This window comes from Parageobacillus sp. NEAU-HV-2 (assembly GCF_059115485.1).
In genome coordinates this window covers 31,222-47,020 of sequence record NZ_JBXUJJ010000002.1, presented here as the reverse complement: position 1 = coordinate 47,020, position 15,799 = coordinate 31,222, and the positions used below count along the sequence as shown (strand labels likewise).

At 45.6% G+C, this 15,799-nt stretch carries 15 protein-coding genes and 1 other annotated feature; of the genes, 3 read left to right on the top strand and 12 right to left on the bottom strand.

What is annotated here, in order from left to right; all coding sequences use genetic code 11:
* Nucleotides 1–86 precede the first annotated feature (86 nt).
* The 4 genes from AC1WMD_RS03770 to pepV all read right to left on the bottom strand — a co-directional run bounded on the left by AC1WMD_RS03770 (nt 87) and on the right by pepV (nt 4,348).
* The gene (locus tag AC1WMD_RS03770) at nt 87–1,022 is read right to left on the bottom strand and encodes an NERD domain-containing protein (protein WP_043905818.1); all 936 of its coding nucleotides are present in this window, start codon (nt 1,020–1,022) and stop codon (nt 87–89) included.
* A 74-nt stretch (nt 1,023–1,096) separates the two neighbouring features.
* Nucleotides 1,097–1,666, bottom strand: coding sequence for an RNA 2',3'-cyclic phosphodiesterase (gene thpR, locus AC1WMD_RS03765; protein ID WP_494256008.1), 570 nt, complete (start codon nt 1,664–1,666; stop codon nt 1,097–1,099).
* Nucleotides 1,663–2,853 (bottom strand): MFS transporter, encoded by a 1,191-nt coding sequence (locus AC1WMD_RS03760; RefSeq protein ID WP_494256006.1) that lies wholly within the window; start codon nt 2,851–2,853, stop codon nt 1,663–1,665. Before AC1WMD_RS03760 ends, thpR begins: the two co-directional genes overlap by 4 nt.
* An 82-nt stretch (nt 2,854–2,935) precedes the next feature.
* Entirely contained in the window at nt 2,936–4,348 is a 1,413-nt protein-coding gene (gene pepV, locus AC1WMD_RS03755; protein WP_494256004.1) for a dipeptidase PepV, read from the bottom strand.
* 260 nt (nt 4,349–4,608) lie between these two features.
* On the opposite strand from pepV, the gene AC1WMD_RS03750 reads away from it, so the two are divergent.
* A complete protein-coding gene (locus AC1WMD_RS03750) occupies nt 4,609–4,830 on the top strand; it encodes a DeoR family transcriptional regulator (protein ID WP_015864852.1) in 222 nt (73 codons plus the stop codon).
* A gap of 187 nt (nt 4,831–5,017) precedes the next feature.
* Here AC1WMD_RS03750 and AC1WMD_RS03745 read toward each other — a convergent pair whose 3' ends face one another.
* Nucleotides 5,018–5,740: a pseudouridine synthase gene (locus AC1WMD_RS03745; RefSeq protein ID WP_043905822.1), complete on the bottom strand. Its 723-nt coding sequence runs from the start codon at nt 5,738–5,740 to the stop codon at nt 5,018–5,020.
* Between the two features lie 111 nt (nt 5,741–5,851).
* Here AC1WMD_RS03745 and AC1WMD_RS03740 point away from each other — a divergent pair, with 111 nt between their 5' ends.
* On the top strand, nt 5,852–6,079 hold the full coding sequence (locus tag AC1WMD_RS03740) for a hypothetical protein (RefSeq protein WP_043905823.1): 228 nt from the start codon (nt 5,852–5,854) through the stop codon (nt 6,077–6,079).
* 20 nt (nt 6,080–6,099) lie between these two features.
* On the opposite strand, the gene AC1WMD_RS03735 is transcribed toward AC1WMD_RS03740, so the two are convergent.
* Nucleotides 6,100–7,728, bottom strand: a complete 1,629-nt coding sequence (locus AC1WMD_RS03735) for a putative polysaccharide biosynthesis protein (protein WP_043905824.1) — start codon at nt 7,726–7,728, stop codon at nt 6,100–6,102.
* 124 nt (nt 7,729–7,852) lie between these two features.
* Between AC1WMD_RS03735 and AC1WMD_RS03730 the strand changes: the two genes are divergently transcribed.
* The gene (locus tag AC1WMD_RS03730; protein WP_043906636.1) at nt 7,853–9,127 is read left to right on the top strand and encodes a BaiN/RdsA family NAD(P)/FAD-dependent oxidoreductase; all 1,275 of its coding nucleotides are present in this window, start codon (nt 7,853–7,855) and stop codon (nt 9,125–9,127) included.
* A gap of 10 nt (nt 9,128–9,137) precedes the next feature.
* Here AC1WMD_RS03730 and AC1WMD_RS03725 read toward each other — a convergent pair whose 3' ends face one another.
* From AC1WMD_RS03725 to AC1WMD_RS03700, 6 genes are all read right to left on the bottom strand, one after another.
* Nucleotides 9,138–9,317, bottom strand: coding sequence for a sporulation protein Cse60 (locus AC1WMD_RS03725; protein WP_043906637.1), 180 nt, complete (start codon nt 9,315–9,317; stop codon nt 9,138–9,140).
* Nucleotides 9,318–9,516: 199 nt separating this feature from the next.
* Entirely contained in the window at nt 9,517–9,648 is a 132-nt protein-coding gene (locus AC1WMD_RS03720; RefSeq protein ID WP_260676084.1) for a hypothetical protein, read from the bottom strand.
* Between the two features lie 8 nt (nt 9,649–9,656).
* A complete protein-coding gene (locus AC1WMD_RS03715; RefSeq protein WP_494255999.1) occupies nt 9,657–10,931 on the bottom strand; it encodes a helix-turn-helix domain-containing protein in 1,275 nt (424 codons plus the stop codon).
* Nucleotides 10,932–11,298: 367 nt separating this feature from the next.
* A complete protein-coding gene (locus tag AC1WMD_RS03710; RefSeq protein WP_494255997.1) occupies nt 11,299–11,613 on the bottom strand; it encodes a rhodanese-like domain-containing protein in 315 nt (104 codons plus the stop codon).
* A gap of 58 nt (nt 11,614–11,671) precedes the next feature.
* Nucleotides 11,672–14,089 carry a leucine--tRNA ligase gene (gene leuS / locus AC1WMD_RS03705; protein ID WP_043905827.1) on the bottom strand — a complete coding sequence of 806 codons (2,418 nt, stop codon included), beginning with the start codon at nt 14,087–14,089 and terminating at the stop codon, nt 11,672–11,674.
* A 72-nt stretch (nt 14,090–14,161) separates the two neighbouring features.
* Nucleotides 14,162–14,386: a binding site (T-box leader), on the bottom strand.
* Between the two features lie 191 nt (nt 14,387–14,577).
* Nucleotides 14,578–15,768, bottom strand: coding sequence for an MDR family MFS transporter (locus AC1WMD_RS03700; protein ID WP_494255995.1), 1,191 nt, complete (start codon nt 15,766–15,768; stop codon nt 14,578–14,580).
* Between the last annotated feature and the right edge of the window lie 31 nt (nt 15,769–15,799).

Below are 15,799 nucleotides of genomic sequence, written 5' to 3'. Positions count from 1 at the left end.
AATGCGGTGCCAAGAAAGTGGGTGACAGCTGAAGCATTCTCGTATGTCGGAGAAATTTGTGTAAACAAAAAAAGGTGTAATTAGCTTTACACCTTTTCCTCATCCGTATTCCAAGCGGTTCGGATATCATAATGGCTGTAGCAATGACGGAGCAGTGAAGACGCCGCTTTTAATTGTACATGCTTTAGCGGAATCGCCAGCTGTCTTAACTCCGCAAACCAGCGGGCATAATTTCGTTTATCAATGCATTCGATACCGCTAAGAGAATGGTGGTCATCGATATAGCCGTAGCGATTAATTACCGCTTTTCTCACAGGGAAATCGATATGATACCGTTTATATATATCAGCAACAATTTTTTCCATGCGCTGCAGTGCAATAACCGGGTTGATTCGTCTTCTTTCTCCCCGCTTCGTCATCTCCGTCCAAAAGCGGTCGGAAGAAGCGATGATAATATTATCTTTTTCTCCTTCGACAATGGTGATGCACCATGTTGCTGTCGGGCTTAGCAAAAGGATATCGAGTTCGACTCGGGCGCTTTTTACTAAAAATACTGGCTTATATAAGCATAGGTACGTATCGGGAAAACGCTGCAAAAAATATTTTAATGTTTCGTCGTAGTAAAATTTTGATTCTACATTGGATTCAGACCAGGCGGTAGAACTTGCCCACTTTAGCTGCATATGAAATATTTCTTCTAAAAATAACAGTTTTAGTTCATCGATATTGTCGGCTTTCATTGCAATATCGTTCTTATCAGCGCTTGGAACGTCCGCATCATCTTCTGATATGGAAGAACGCCGAACCCATTTTTTCATCCGCTCCAACAACGACGGCTTTTCCAGCAGCCACTCCCATGTTTCCTCTTGGGCGGGAGCAGGATTGCTTCTTCGGGCAGTTTCCCATCGTTCTTTCGTTTGCTCCCATTGCTTTTTCTTCAGGCGAATAAATTCAGGAGCATAGTGATATACATCGGTTTCATATCGAGAAATATAATCTTGCAGCTTAATTAATTGACCCACACTTGCCACACTCCCCTTTTAACATGTCCACCGAGAAGTTTCCCACCTCTTAACGGAGTGTAGGTGGGAGAGGTTCATGGAGTTGCTTTTTCCGAAAACGGAAACGAAGCGATTGCCTCATACTTTGGCGTTCTCTCTAAATGGGTTTGATATAGCACGATTTCATGAACTGAAAAAGTCGCCGCTATCCTCGGTTTCTGTTTCAGCTCCTCGAGGCGAAACGTCTCGCTTCCTTGCCATTTGCGGGCAATGGTAATATGCGGGGTAAATGGCCGTTTGTCTAAAGAAAAGCCGATATCGGTGCAAGCTGTATGCACATCGCGCTGCAGCACCCACAGTTTCTCTTCTTTTTCCACTCCTTGCCATAAAATGCGCGGTGCGGTTCGGTCGCCAAACGTACCGATTTCCGATAACGATAAAGAAAACGGGGTATGGCGTACTGTCACTTCAGCCATCTTTTCCCGCACTTCTTCTACCTTTACCGGTGGAACATGCCCTAAAAACGCTAATGTAATATGATAATCTTCTTCGTGCACCCATGTCCGGAACGGAAAAGCAGAGGCGATTTGCTCTTTCCATTGGGCAATTTGCTTTTTGACTTCCGCAGCAATCGGAACCGCGATAAAATAATGTGTTTGTTTCATCTTTCTTCACCTGCAGAATGATTTTTCTTATTTAGCCAATAAATCGCGATTAATGCCAATATGCCGATAAACGTACAAACGCTAAAAAATAAATATACAGCTCCAATATGGTAGCGATCAAGAAGATATCCGCCGATAAAGGTGCAAAACCAGGCGCCCAATCCGTTCCCGGCAGCAGAGTAAAGGGATACGGCTGTCGCCTGCACATGCTTCGGAGCGATATCGCGCACATATTGAAGCGCCACCGGGATCGACAAGCCGACGGAAAAACCTTGCACAATCGTTGTCATATATACGAGAACAAGCGGCGGTTCCCAAAAATACAGGAGCCAGCGCAAGCCCGATACTACCGTGGCAAAAATGAAGAGCGGAATCAGTCCGAAGCGGCGGATCAGTCCATCCGTCATTTTCATAAATGGCGCTTCACTTCCCGCAGCCAGTAAAAATGCAAGTCCAATTCCTGTCAATGTTCCGCCAAGCTGCTTAATCAAGATGCCAAAATAAGAATTATTGGCTAAAATCGGACCAAAAATGAGAAACGTAGAGAGCAGCAATAGCAAAAAGTGTGGAATGGCAAGCAACTGTTTGACTCCGCGAAGCGTTCCCCCATTCATCGTTTGGCTCTGTTTTGGAAACCGCCAGGCAAGCAAAGCGGCTAATATTAGCATAAACGAAAACAAATAAAAAATGATAATAAAGGCAAAACGGTCAGACAACGAGCCGCCGGCTAATACGGCGACCGCAAAGCCGAGTGACCCCCATAAACGAATCGAGCCATAACTGCCGCCATCTTGTTGTACGTGATGAAGGGCAATGCTATCTGAAATCGGCACGATGGCGCTTTGCATCGCTGCGAGCAAAGCCGTGATCACAATAAGCCAGTGATATTCCTCAGCCAATGAATAAACGAATCCGATGATTGCAGTAACCCATAATGCAATGGTTAGCACGAAAACGGGTTTGCGTGTATAATCGGTAATCATTCCCCAAAGCGGCTGGGTCAGCATCATCACTACCGGGCTGATGGACATGATGGCCCCGATCTCCGTCCCGGAAAGTCCAACCTCTTCTTGCAAATAGACAGACAAAAGTGGAAATAGCGCCCCAAAGGCGAAAAACACAAAAAAATAAAAAAGCGGAAATACATTCTTGCTGGTCGATTCCCCACGTTTCAGCGTTGCTTCCATGCCGCTTCTCCCATCCTTTCGCAAAAAAGCACCGCTCCACAAAGAGCGGTTAACTTTATCGTAACATAAATTTGGTAATTTTTCATTTCGCTAATTCATAAATAGCTTGGGCATAAATAGCCGTAGCTTTTAGCAAATCATCAATGATGATGTATTCATCTTTTTGGTGTGCTACGTCCGGCCGTCCCGGGAACAGCGGCCCAAACGCGACTCCCGCTTTTAAGGAGCGGGCATAGGTACCGCCGCCGATGGAAAGCAGCGTAGCGCGCTCACCGGTTTGCTCTTCGTATACACGTTGCAGCGTCCGCACTAGTTCATGATTTTGGTCGACATAATGCGGTTTGGAGTCGCTGAAACGCTCAACCGTAAAGCCATGTTGCGCCGCAACGGCTTCTAGTTTTTGTTTTGTTCGTTCTATTTCATTCGTAACCGGGTAACGGATGTTTAAACCAATTTTTGCACCGCCTTGCCGGTCGTACGACAAGATGCCGACGTTCACCGTTAAATCGCCGGTAATCTCATCACGGTAGGCAATTCCTAACTGTTTTCCCCGTGAATCGGCAAAGAAATAGTCGGTTATAAAGCGAATAAACGACATTGCCGGCGCATCGAGCTCGATGTTAGAAAGCCACTTCGCCAGCCATAAGCCGGCATTTTTTCCATTGTCCGGCTCCATCGCGTGCGCGGAAACCCCTTCTAGTTGAAAAGTGATCATTTCACCTTTGGCAACGGTATTTCCTTTCATGTTTGCCTCACGTAAAAACTGATGATACTGCTGCTCTATTTTTTCTTTTTGTTCACCATTGACAGCCAATACTGCTTCGGCAAAATCAGGCACCATATTGTAACGGCGGCCGGCGCGGAACGAATGCAGCCCAATTCCGCCTTGTCCGCTCATTTCGGTAAACGGCTGACGCAAATCGAGGTCGACAATTCCTTTTTCTGCATAAATAATCGGGAAATCCGCATCCGGAGCAAATCCCATTGTCGGCATTTCTTCATGCTTGAAATAATGGTCAACACAGCGCCAGTCGCTCTCTTCATCCGTTCCAATAATCATGCGCACCCGTTTTCGAAGCGGCAAACCGAGTTCTTTTACAATTTTCATCGCATAAAACGCCGCCATTGTCGGCCCTTTATCATCAATGGCGCCGCGGGCATATATTTTTCCATCGCGAATTTCCGCCGCAAACGGATCGCTCGACCAGCCGTCCCCAGGCGGTACGACATCGACATGGCATAATATACCGATAAGCTCATCGCCTTGTCCCATTTCTAAATGTCCAGCCAGTCCAGCGAGATTTTTGGCTGTAAACCCCTCTTCCTGCCCCCGCTGCAGTAAAAATTGCATTGCTTCGTATATCCCGCGGCCAAACGGCGCTTCCGCTGTCGCATTTTCTTCATCAAGAACGCTCGGGATGCGCAAAAGCGCCTGCGTATCTTGAATCAACGCTTCTTTCCGCTTTAATACTTCTTCCAGCCAATTGATGCCCACACCTACTCTTCCTTTCTTTTTCATTGCTCTTTGTTGTCAACGTAACACAAATAAATCGACAAAGTCAAAGTTTTCTTTTTGCAGCGATATTACAATTCCTTCACAAAATGTTTAAATATTTTGTTAATATCGGCAAATGGGTAGCATTTTTCATCTATTTTCGTGTAAAATGATAGTAAAAAGACAACAAGATATAATCTCTCATCTTGGAAACCGTGATGTTGTGCCATGCGAATGATGCAAAGATAGGGAGTGGTCTTTTGAAACCTTCAACACATCGTATGCTAACACGGATTAAATCGGTGTACATGTACATTAGCGAGAAAGGAACCGTAACGACACAGGAACTTGTTGATGAGTTTGGCACCACCCCAAGAACGATTCAGCGCGATTTAAATGTGTTAGCGTATAACGACCTAGTTCGCAGCCCTAGCAAGGGCAAATGGACGACAACCAATAAGAAGGTGAGAATATCTTCTTAATGGATGCGAAGAAGAGAGAAAGGTGAGAGGTTATAACAAGACAAGAATAAGCCTCAACATGCCAAAAAAGGATATGTATTTCGTTTGCATATAAAAAGGAACCTAACCAAGGTTCCTTTTTTTTGGCGCTTTTCACATTTTCCCGAGAAGTTTCTCTTCCTCTAAACGGAGTAAAGGGGGGAGAGGTTTATGGGCGAAACTGTTTTAACATTTCCACCTCTTCATCGGTTAATTCGCGATATTCACCAACATCTAGTGAAGGATCGAGAACAAGAGGCCCCATTTGAATCCGCTTTAAGTAAATGACCCGTTTGCCTACCGCCCGGAACATCCGCTTCACTTGGTGAAACTTTCCTTCTGTGATCGTTACCTCTACATCGGAACGAAGCCCGGATTTTAAAATAACGAGCTCCGCCGGCTTCGTTTCGTAACCGTCATCTAGCACCACGCCGCGGCGGAATGCCGCCACATCTTCCGCTGTCACCTCTCCGTCAATGACAGCAAAATACGTTTTTGGCACATGTTTTTTCGGCGAAAGTAATTGGTGGGCCAGCTGTCCGTCATTCGTCAACAATAAAAGCCCTTCCGTATCTTTATCTAGCCGCCCGACCGGGAATGGCGAAAACACGCGGTCTTCCTCTTCCAGCAAGTCAACGACCGTTTCTTCTATCATATCTTCCGTTGCCGAAATGACTCCCGGCGGCTTGTTCATCATTAGATAAATAAACTCTTTATACTCCACTTCTTCTCCCCGCACTGTCACGACCTGCTCTGTCGGGTTGACTTGTGTTTGCGGATCTTTGACCACAACTCCGTCAATTTTGACGACCCCTGATTTCAGCAATTTTTTTACTTCTTTTCTTGTCCCATACCCCATGTTGGCCAGCATTTTATCAATACGCAGCCCCAATATTTTCACCACCTTAAAAAAATTTGGGTCAAATTAGGCGTTTGTCTAGTCCGCATTCTTCCTATTTCCATACACTATGAAAGAAAAAGGAAGAAAGGAGATTGACCCATAATGAATTATTATTATTATCCTTCAATGACAGATGATTATCGTCAACAACCTACTCAACCTTTTGGTCCTGGCTTCCCAGGAGGTTTCCCAGGAGGTCTCGGAAACATTCAGCAGCAACTGAATCGAATCGAACGGACGTTAGAGCGTCATGAAGATCGTCTCAATCGTCTTAACCGTCGCTTGCAACGAGTCGAACGCCGGCTTGGGCTTCCTTTTGAACAATTTTAATCTTTTAGAAAAGAAGGCGGCTAGGAGACCGCCTTCTTTTCCTTTTTACGGCGCAAAAATGCAAAGCGATCGCCAAACAGCGAAACAAACAGACCAGACCGGGCGCTGAAGAAGAAATACACTCCTGCGCCGACAAGCGCGCCAATTGCGACCATCACGATCGATTCCACTATTCCGCCATGATAATGCAGCATCGATTTCAAAAACAGCTGCACAATCGCAACCAATACGGACATAAGCGCCGTTAATATGCCAATAAAAATCGTGCGGCGTATGACAAACTGATATCGGTAGTTGGTGTATTTTTTAATAATCCATAAATTAAAGACAACCGAAGCAAAATAACCGATCGTCGTCGCCAAAATCGCGCCAACCGTCGCAAACTTGGTAATTAGGAACGTATTGAGGGACAGCTTTAAAATCAGCCCCATCGTTAAACTGATGACCGTAAAACGCTGCTGATTAATCCCCTGCAACACGGCCGCCGTCACGGAAAACAATGCGAACAAAATGGCAGTTGGCGCATACCAGCGCAACACTTGCTCCCCGAGCGGATCATGGCTATAAAACGCGGCATACACCGGCTCGGCGAGAACGGCCATTCCGACAACCGCCGGCAATGTTAAAAACATGATGACTTGAAACGTTTGATTTAAATATTTCCGCAGCGATTTTTGGTCTCTTTCTACATACGCCTTTGTGATGGTTGGAATGAGCGTTAAACTAAAGGAGGTTGCCAGCGTCACCGGAATCATCACCAATTTTTGCACCCACATATTAAAAACTGAGTAGGCGTGCTCCGATATCTTCCCGAGTCCGATACTGGCCATCGCATGGTTAAATGTAAACTGGTCGACTAACTGGTAAAGCGACATCGACAGTCCGACAAATACAAACGGAGCGGCATACAGCAATAATTCTTTATACATTTCTTTTACGGAAAGCGTCACCTCGCCGCGGTCCCTCGCTAATAACTTGTCCAAATATGGCTTGCGCTTCCACCAATACCAAAGAAGAACGATAAGTCCTCCAACCGCTCCGACAAAGGCGGCAAACGTCGCCACGCTGACAGCGGTAACGACAGAGCCGTTCAATACGCGCATCACCACATAGCAGCCCGCAAGCAGAAAAACGATGCGAACAATTTGTTCGACAACTTGGGATAAGGCTGTCGGTCCCATCGATTCATGACCTTGGAAAAAACCGCGAATCAAGCTCATCACAGGCACGACAAGAAGCGCAAAGCTTACGGCACGAATGACCGTGACGACATCGTCAATAGAATTGACATTTGCCCGTTCATCAATGACAAACGGGGCAAGCCACGGCGCAATCATATATAAAATCGCGCACGACAAGATGCCGGTTAGCATCATAAATCGCAGGCCTGAACGAAACAGCTCGTAACCAAGTCGGTATTCTTCCAACGCATTATACTTGGACACGAATTTGGAAACGGCCAGCGGCAGCCCTCCGGTAGCAAGGCTGAGGAAAATTTGGTACGGCACATACCCGTACCCGTAAAGCGCGCCGCCTCGTTCGCCAACAAGATGATAAAAAGGAATTACGTAAATTAAACCGAGAATCCGAGAAATCATGACACCAGCTGTCAGAATAAACGTCCCGCGCAATAATTTCGACGTAGACATACGATCCCTTCCCTAATTTGATCACATTGAAAATAATAACTATGTTATTTTATCATATTTTTGATCAGGTCGAGAAATTTTCCCCCGCTCCATTATAATCCAGAAGGAAAGGATCGTGAAAAACATGAGATATGAAGTGATCGTGATCGGGGGAGGCCCGTCGGGATTAATGGCAGCCATAGGCGCGGCAGAACAAGGGGCAAAAGTGCTGCTTCTCGAAAAAGGAAATAAGCTTGGACGAAAGCTCGCCATCTCCGGCGGCGGACGATGTAACGTAACAAACCGTCTCCCTGTCGAAGAAATTATTAAACATATTCCTGGAAACGGAAAATTTTTGTACAGCGCTTTTTCCGAATTTAATAATGAAGATATTATTCGCTTTTTTGAACGGTTAGGCGTGCAATTGAAAGAAGAAGACCACGGCCGTATGTTTCCGGTGACTGATAATGCACAATCCGTAGTGCAAGCGCTAGTAGACGAGCTAAAACGGCGCCAGGTTGAAGTGCGTCTGGAGACACCGGTGGCTGACGTCGAATATGAGCAAGGGAAAGTAACCGGCGTCACGCTAAAAACCGGTGAATTTATCGAAGCAAAGGCAGTCGTCGTCGCTGTGGGCGGCAAATCGGTTCCACAAACCGGCTCTACCGGTGACGGTTACGCCTGGGCAGAAAAAGCGGGACATACGATTACGGAGCTGTTTCCGACCGAAGTCCCGATTACATCGAAAGAACCGTTCATTCAGGAACGGATTTTGCAAGGCTTGTCGTTGCGCGATATCGCTTTAAGCGTTCTGAAACCAAACGGAAAACCGATCATTACCCATCGAATGGACATGCTTTTTACCCATTTCGGCATTTCCGGCCCCGCCGCCCTTCGCTGCAGCCAATTTGTCGTTAAAGCGCTGAAAAAGTATGGCAAAGATGCGGTGATGATGTGTATTGATGCGCTTCCTGACCAAAATAAGGAAGAGCTGTTTCAGCACATTGCCCATCTATGCAAGGAAGAGCCCAAAAAAGCGATCAAAAACGTGTTGAAAGGCTTGCTGCCGGAGAGATATGTCTTATTTTTGCTAGAACAAAGCGGCATCGACCCGCAGGCACCGGCTGCCACCGTATCGCACGAGGCGATTCGAACGTTTGTCCACCAGTGCAAACAGTTTACATTCCACGTTCACGGCACATTGCCGTTAGAAAAAGCGTTTGTCACCGGAGGAGGCGTTTCGGTGAAAGAAATCCAGCCGAAGACGATGGCTTCCAAATGTATGGAAGGTCTTTATTTTTGCGGGGAAATTTTAGATATTCACGGCTATACAGGCGGTTATAACATCACCGCAGCGCTGGTGACCGGCCGTCTCGCTGGCGTCAATGCTGCTGTATATGCCATTTCCCACCGGACCTAATAGGTAAACGTTAGGTCCGGTAAATAATCATTGCCGAAAAGCAATAAATTTGCTCTCCTTCCGACTCCATCGCCGCCACGCTGTATTTGACGTCGATTAACTGTCCATCTTTTAATCGCGATAAAAAATCGTTCACTGCTGTTTCTAAATCTTTCTCATGTTCCTTATCAAATATTTTGACTTTGTACATTTTGCTTCTCCTCTCCCGGCTTTTTTCTTCCATTTCATCATTTTCACCGGCTATTGTGTGAATTCCTTTATTTTTATAAAGCAACAAATAAAAGATATTTTTCTTATTTTCTTCAAACAAGCCCCATTTCCTTATGAGAAATAATACTTATCTAAAATAAAAATCAGCTGGTGACATTTGTGCCAGCTGATTTTTATTATTATTCTACAATCACAGTTGGCGGTGGAAACTGATCTTTAGCAACTTCTTTCGGCTCTTGGTCATGGCCAATAAGAACAAGCGCCCCTAATACCACCACCGCCAATACACTAACAATCACTTTTTTCAACATAATCCCTCCTATATATGAATAATTTTTTTCAAAAACTCATAGCTCATTTTATAGTATTTGCTTGCTAACTTATACTTGCGACACCGTTCGTAGTAGTCCGCTAAATATTCAGCATATTGTGCCACGTCTTCATATTTTTTATGTTTTTGAAAATAAGGGAGAACCTCATTTTTCATAAACATTTCAAAGTCTCGCTCAGAAAAGTTATTCGACAATAAATATTGATAGACAGTAAAATGAAAGTAATATTCAGATGAAGTATAGTCGGAATGCTGTCTCAAAAGCTGTAAGCTTTCTTCCACAATTGCCAGTGCCTTGCGATAATTTTGCGAACTATAGTATTCTTTGATGAGGGAGAACAAGGTGATAAAACGATCGGCAAGCATAGCTTGTCTTTTATATACTAAACTATTTTCATAGTGTTGAATTGCTTCCCGATACTCCTTCATCATCGATTTTAAATATCCTAAATTATGCTCAATAATGCCCAGCAGTTCAATATCGTTGACCATTTGCGCCGCCTTTTGCGCAAGGGAGTAATATTCGAGCGCTTTGTCCATCTCGCCATACCTTCGATAGCAAATTCCTAGCAGCACATGACATTCCGCGCTTCGCTTTAAGTTATAATCTGCTTGGTAAATGGCTAGCGCGCGCTGCACATAGTTGATGCAGCTTAACATTTTCCATAACCGACTGTATGCAAGCGCTAATAAATAATACAGATCCGCTTCTTCCCACTTTGGAAACGATTGAAGCCGAAACAGCTCCTCTGCCTTTTTATAATATTCGAGCGCTTCTTCATATTTTTCTATGCAATAATATAAAAGCCCGACAAATTTGTAATAGTAGTATTTCATTTCATGGTCAAATGTATTGTACAATTCACGAATCTGCATCATCGCAGCTTCGGCGGCGGAAATATTTTTTATGAACAAATAATAGCGCATCTCCATTAGCAGAAAATAGGTATTTGCTTCCGCATCGTTAAAATACTCTATTATTTTCTTTAGGTTTTCATACATTTCCACTGCTTTCCATTCATTTTTATCCGTTATTGCCTTATACCATAACATCATTTGCTTCATCAGTTCATTCATCCGTTCGTTAAATAAGTTGTCAATCCCAAGCCGCTGATAAAGCAAGTGCAACACTTCTTCACTCGGCGTTACCTGGTTGTTTTCAATTTTCGACAAATACGATATGGAAATAATTCCTTCCGCCACTTCCTCTTGAGTCATTTCTTTTTTGAGACGGGTGAGTTTTAAGCGATCGCCAATCTTCAATAAATATCTACCCCTTTATCTATTAGTCTGAATAGTTTAAATTTAATGAAAATTATACAATATTTTTGTCAGATTAGGAAGTAGCTAATAGTGCTAAAGGGATAGAAAAAAAGACGGCATCGCTTTTATATCTTTTATTATACTAAATAATGCTCTTTCGTTTATTGAGAAAATCAACGGGTTACAAGTGCAATAATTCTATGTTTCCATATTTCATTTGGGAAAATATCGCCGTGTTGACGAAAAACGAGTTGCAAAAATGGCACCATCTTGAAAAAAAACGCTCGGTCATTTTTCGTCAAGAAACAACCGAACGTTAAAAAAGCACTAGGATGATTTTTTGATGTCAACCACCTAAAACAATAGGCTATTTTTTCGGCACCGTATCTCCTTCCCATTCGAGCATCCCGCCGACCATATTGCAGACGCGGTAGCCTAATTCTTGCAAATAATAGCAAACGTTTTCGCTGCGCCGGCCGGAACGGCAGACGAAAATATACTCTTCCTCTTTATTGAATTCATCGAGCCGGCTTGGAATTTCCCCCATTTTGATATGTTTGGCGCCAGGGATCATGCCGAGCGCGACTTCCTCATCTTCGCGAACGTCGACAATGTTCAGCTTTTCGCCGCGATCAAGTCTTTCTTTTACTTCCGCAGGGGTGATTTCTTTAATTTCGTCCATCACTTCGTCTCCTTTCTATTTTCTATACATATGCCCCTCGCAAAGGAGGGGCGCTAGATTAGTTCGCTACAATATTCACCAATTTTCCAGGAACGGCAATGACTTTACGCACCGTTTTGCCAACGATATGTTCTTTAATTTTTTCATCCTGCAATGCTATTTGTTCAAGTTCCTCTTTCGATAAATCCGCGCGCACATGCAGCTTCGCTCTCACTTTACCGTTCACTTGCACGACGATTTCAACTTCCTCTTCCACCAGTTTCGATTCATCGTACGTCGGCCATGGCTCGTACGCGATCGTATCGTGATGGCCGAGTTTTTGCCATAATTCTTCTCCGATATGCGGGCAAACCGGTGATAATAGTTTCACAAACCCTTCCATATATGCTTTTGGCAGCTGCGGCGCTTTATATGCTTCGTTAATAAACACCATCAATTGCGAAATCGCCGTATTAAAGCGAAGCGCTTCATAATCTTCGGTCACTTTTTTCACTGTTTGATGGTATACGCGCTCAAGCGTATCGATTTCCGGATTGTCGACGATTTTTGGGTTCAGCTCACCGTTTTCTTCGACAAACAAGCGCCAGACGCGATCTAAGAAGCGGCGCGCTCCGTCCAATCCTTTTGTCGACCAAGCGATCGACGCTTCGAGCGGTCCCATAAACATTTCGTATAACCGCAGCGTATCGGCGCCATGGCTCTCGACAATATCGTCCGGATTGACGACGTTCCCTCTTGATTTGCTCATTTTTTCATTGTTTTCGCCAAGAATCATGCCTTGGTTAAACAGTTTTTGGAACGGCTCTTTTGTCGGCACGACGCCGATGTCGTATAAAAACTTATGCCAGAAACGCGCGTACAATAAGTGAAGTACCGCGTGCTCCGCCCCGCCGATATAGACATCAACCGGCAGCCATTTTTTCAATTTTTCCGGATCGGCCAGTTGCTTGTCGTTGTGCGGATCGATATAGCGCAAATAATACCAGCAGCTTCCGGCCCATTGTGGCATCGTGTTCGTTTCGCGGCGCCCTTTTTTGCCTGTTTTCGGATCGACGACGTTCACCCATTCTTTGATGTTGGCAAGCGGCGACTCTCCCGTGCCGGACGGTTTAATTTGATCGGTTTTTGGCAGCTTTAATGGCAGTTCTTCTTCCGGTACCGGCGTCATCGTTCCATCTTCCCAGTGAATGATCGGGATCGGCTCGCCCCAGTAGCGCTGGCGGCTGAACAGCCAGTCGCGGAGGCGGTATGACACTTTCTTTTGTCCTTTTCCATTGGCTTCTAGCCATTCAATCATTTTTTTGATCGCTTCTTCTTTGTTTAGACCGTTTAAGAAATCGGAGTTAATATGTTCTCCGTCACCCGTATACGGTTCTTTTGCAATATCGCCGCCGGCGACAACTTCTTTGATTGGCAAATTAAATTTTTTCGCAAATTCATAGTCGCGTTCATCATGCGCTGGCACGGCCATAATCGCGCCCGTACCGTAGCTCATTAACACATAATCGGCAATCCAAATTGGCAGTTTCTCACCAGTGACAGGATGAATCGCATATGCGCCGGTGAATACTCCTGTTTTTTCTTTCGCCAAATCGGTGCGCTCAAGGTCGCTCTTGCTTTTAATCGCGTCTAAATACGCTTCCACTGCTGCTTTTTGCTCTGGAGTTGTGATTTTTTCAACGAGCGGATGCTCCGGCGCCAGCACCGTGTATGTCGCGCCAAACAATGTGTCTGGGCGCGTCGTAAAGACAGTGAACGTTTCCTCATGGCCGTCGATTGCAAAATGGATTTCCGCGCCTTCTGAGCGGCCAATCCAGTTGCGCTGCATTTCTTTAATGCTTTCCGGCCAATCTAACTCTTCTAAGTCTTCGAGCAAACGATCCGCGTAGGCGGTAATGCGAAGCATCCACTGTTTCATCGGCTTGCGGATCACCGGGTGGCCGCCGCGTTCGCTTCTGCCGTTAATAACTTCTTCATTGGCAAGCACCGTGCCTAACGCCGGGCACCAGTTGACCGGGACTTCATCTATATAAGCCAATCCTTTTTCATACAGCTTTAAGAAAATCCATTGCGTCCATTTATAGTAATTCGGATCGGTCGTGTTGATTTCCCGGTCCCAGTCGTACGAAAACCCTAGCGATTTAATTTGGCGGCGGAACGTATTAATGTTTTTCTCGGTAAATTCCGCCGGGTCGTTTCCGGTATCAAGCGCGTATTGCTCCGCCGGCAAGCCGAACGCGTCCCATCCCATCGGATGAAGCACGTTATAGCCTTGCATCCGCTTCATGCGCGCCAAAATATCGGTGGCGGTGTAGCCTTCCGGATGGCCGACATGCAGCCCTGCTCCCGACGGATACGGGAACATATCCAATACGTAAAATTTCGGCTTGTCATCGTCATCGACCGTTTTAAACGTTTTATTTTTTTCCCAATAATCCTGCCATTTTTTCTCTATTTCTCGATGGTTGAAGCTCATTTGCCTTTCCTCCTATCTTTTTTTCTAGTAAACATTGTTAACAAGAGCGCGAATAAAAAAACCTCTCATCCCAAAAGGGACGAGAGGTGCCATTCCCGCGGTACCACCCTTCTTAGCATGCAAAACCGCATGCTCACTCTCATCATTAACGCAGATTCACGGCGGACATTACGAGGCGAAAGCCGCTCATGCCCGCAACTCCGAGGCGAGTTCGTGAACAAACTTCGGTTGACTCGCACCGACCGTCAACTCTCTGCCGTCCGTTTGTCCACTACTACTCCTCTTCACCGTTATTGACCGATATTGTTGATGTATAATATTTTAAAAAATTTGTCGGTTTATTGCAAGTAGGGAAAAATGGAGCTTATATGCTATATATGCCGTTCATCTCTGCACATGACTGTGTTATTCATCTATTTTATGCCGCATTTTCCGCGGATTCCGCTCATAGATGCCGTTTTGATTCATGATCCATTCGCGGCGAATGGTTATCCTGTAACCGTTTGTTTCTCCTTGTTTTGCTTCTTTGACAAATTCCGATCATAGAAGAGCGTCGTGACAAACGCAAGCGCGGCAAAGAAAACAAGCGCGGCAAACAACGGTTTCATGCCGGTGTAATCGGCGATCACCCCACCAAGCACCGGGCCGACCATCCTCCCTGCGGTAGCCGTGCTGTTAACAAATCCTTGGTAAAACCCTTCTTTTCCTGCAGGAGCGAGCTCGCTTGCCACCGTTGGAATCGCTGGCCAGACGATCATCTCCGCCATCGTCAAGACGACCATCGCAACAGCAAATTCCACGAATGAATCCGCTCCTAACAATAAAGCAAACGAAACGACAAAAATCGCAAACCCGACCAGCATTTGCCGCTTGATATAAGGCATCCAGCGCCGGATCGCGACAGACAAGAGCGGCTGCGCCAATACAATCAGCGCGCCGTTGATTGTCCAAAGGAGACTATATTGCCGCAGCGGAATATGAAGGGCCTGCGTATAAGCGGCAATCGTCGTCGGCCATTGTACATAGCTGATCCAGCATAAAAAATAACCGATACAAAGCGTCACGAGCGCGTACCAATTGGCGCGTGCCTCTCCTTTTACCGCTTCCGCCGCCTTTGATTTTGCCGCTTTGGCGACGCGGACATGACGCAATCCAAACACGATAAGCAAGCAAAAGACGGCGTATAGCAATAAATTGGCAAGGAAAATAAGCGTAAACGAATACGACGCCACTACGCCGCCAAGCGCCGAACCAACCGCCACGCCAATATTTTGCGCGACATAAAGCCCGTTAAACGCCCGTCTTCCGCCCTCTGGCCAAATTGCGCCCGCATACGCAGCCGCTACTGGGAATACAATCCCGCTTCCCATCCCGATGATCGTTAAAAAGATGGCGTAATGCGGCCAGCCATGAAAGAAAACAAGGCCAACAAGCGCAGCCATCGTCGCGATAATTCCGATCATCATCGACTTAAAACCGCCAATTTTATCAAACAATAGCCCTCCGGCTAAGTTTCCAACCACGCTTGCCCCGGAATTGAGCATGAGCACCATTCCAGCGACAGAGAGTGATTTGTCAAGCTGCTCATGAACGTAAATCGTATTCATCGGCCATAAAAAAGAAGCCCCTGTCACATTCATGGCCATGCCGATCATTAATATCCAAAGCGCACGGGGCATATGTACATCCTCCTTCAATATTTCGAGTGAC

Excerpts from the sequence above, each read along its gene's own strand:
- AC1WMD_RS03700 (WP_494255995.1), bottom strand. The coding sequence starts at position 15,768 with ATGCCCCGTGCGCTTTGGATATTAATGATCGGCATGGCCATGAATGTG.
- AC1WMD_RS03710 (WP_494255997.1), bottom strand. The coding sequence starts at position 11,613 with ATGGACGAAATTAAAGAAATCACCCCTGCGGAAGTAAAAGAAAGACTT.
- AC1WMD_RS03730 (WP_043906636.1), top strand. The coding sequence starts at position 7,853 with ATGAGATATGAAGTGATCGTGATCGGGGGAGGCCCGTCGGGATTAATG.
- AC1WMD_RS03720 (WP_260676084.1), bottom strand. The coding sequence starts at position 9,648 with ATGTTGAAAAAAGTGATTGTTAGTGTATTGGCGGTGGTGGTATTAGGG.
- AC1WMD_RS03760 (WP_494256006.1), bottom strand. The coding sequence starts at position 2,853 with ATGGAAGCAACGCTGAAACGTGGGGAATCGACCAGCAAGAATGTATTT.
- leuS (WP_043905827.1), bottom strand. The coding sequence starts at position 14,089 with ATGAGCTTCAACCATCGAGAAATAGAGAAAAAATGGCAGGATTATTGG.
- thpR (WP_494256008.1), bottom strand. The coding sequence starts at position 1,666 with ATGAAACAAACACATTATTTTATCGCGGTTCCGATTGCTGCGGAAGTC.
- AC1WMD_RS03735 (WP_043905824.1), bottom strand. The coding sequence starts at position 7,728 with ATGTCTACGTCGAAATTATTGCGCGGGACGTTTATTCTGACAGCTGGT.
- AC1WMD_RS03725 (WP_043906637.1), bottom strand. The coding sequence starts at position 9,317 with ATGTACAAAGTCAAAATATTTGATAAGGAACATGAGAAAGATTTAGAA.
- AC1WMD_RS03740 (WP_043905823.1), top strand. The coding sequence starts at position 5,852 with ATGAATTATTATTATTATCCTTCAATGACAGATGATTATCGTCAACAA.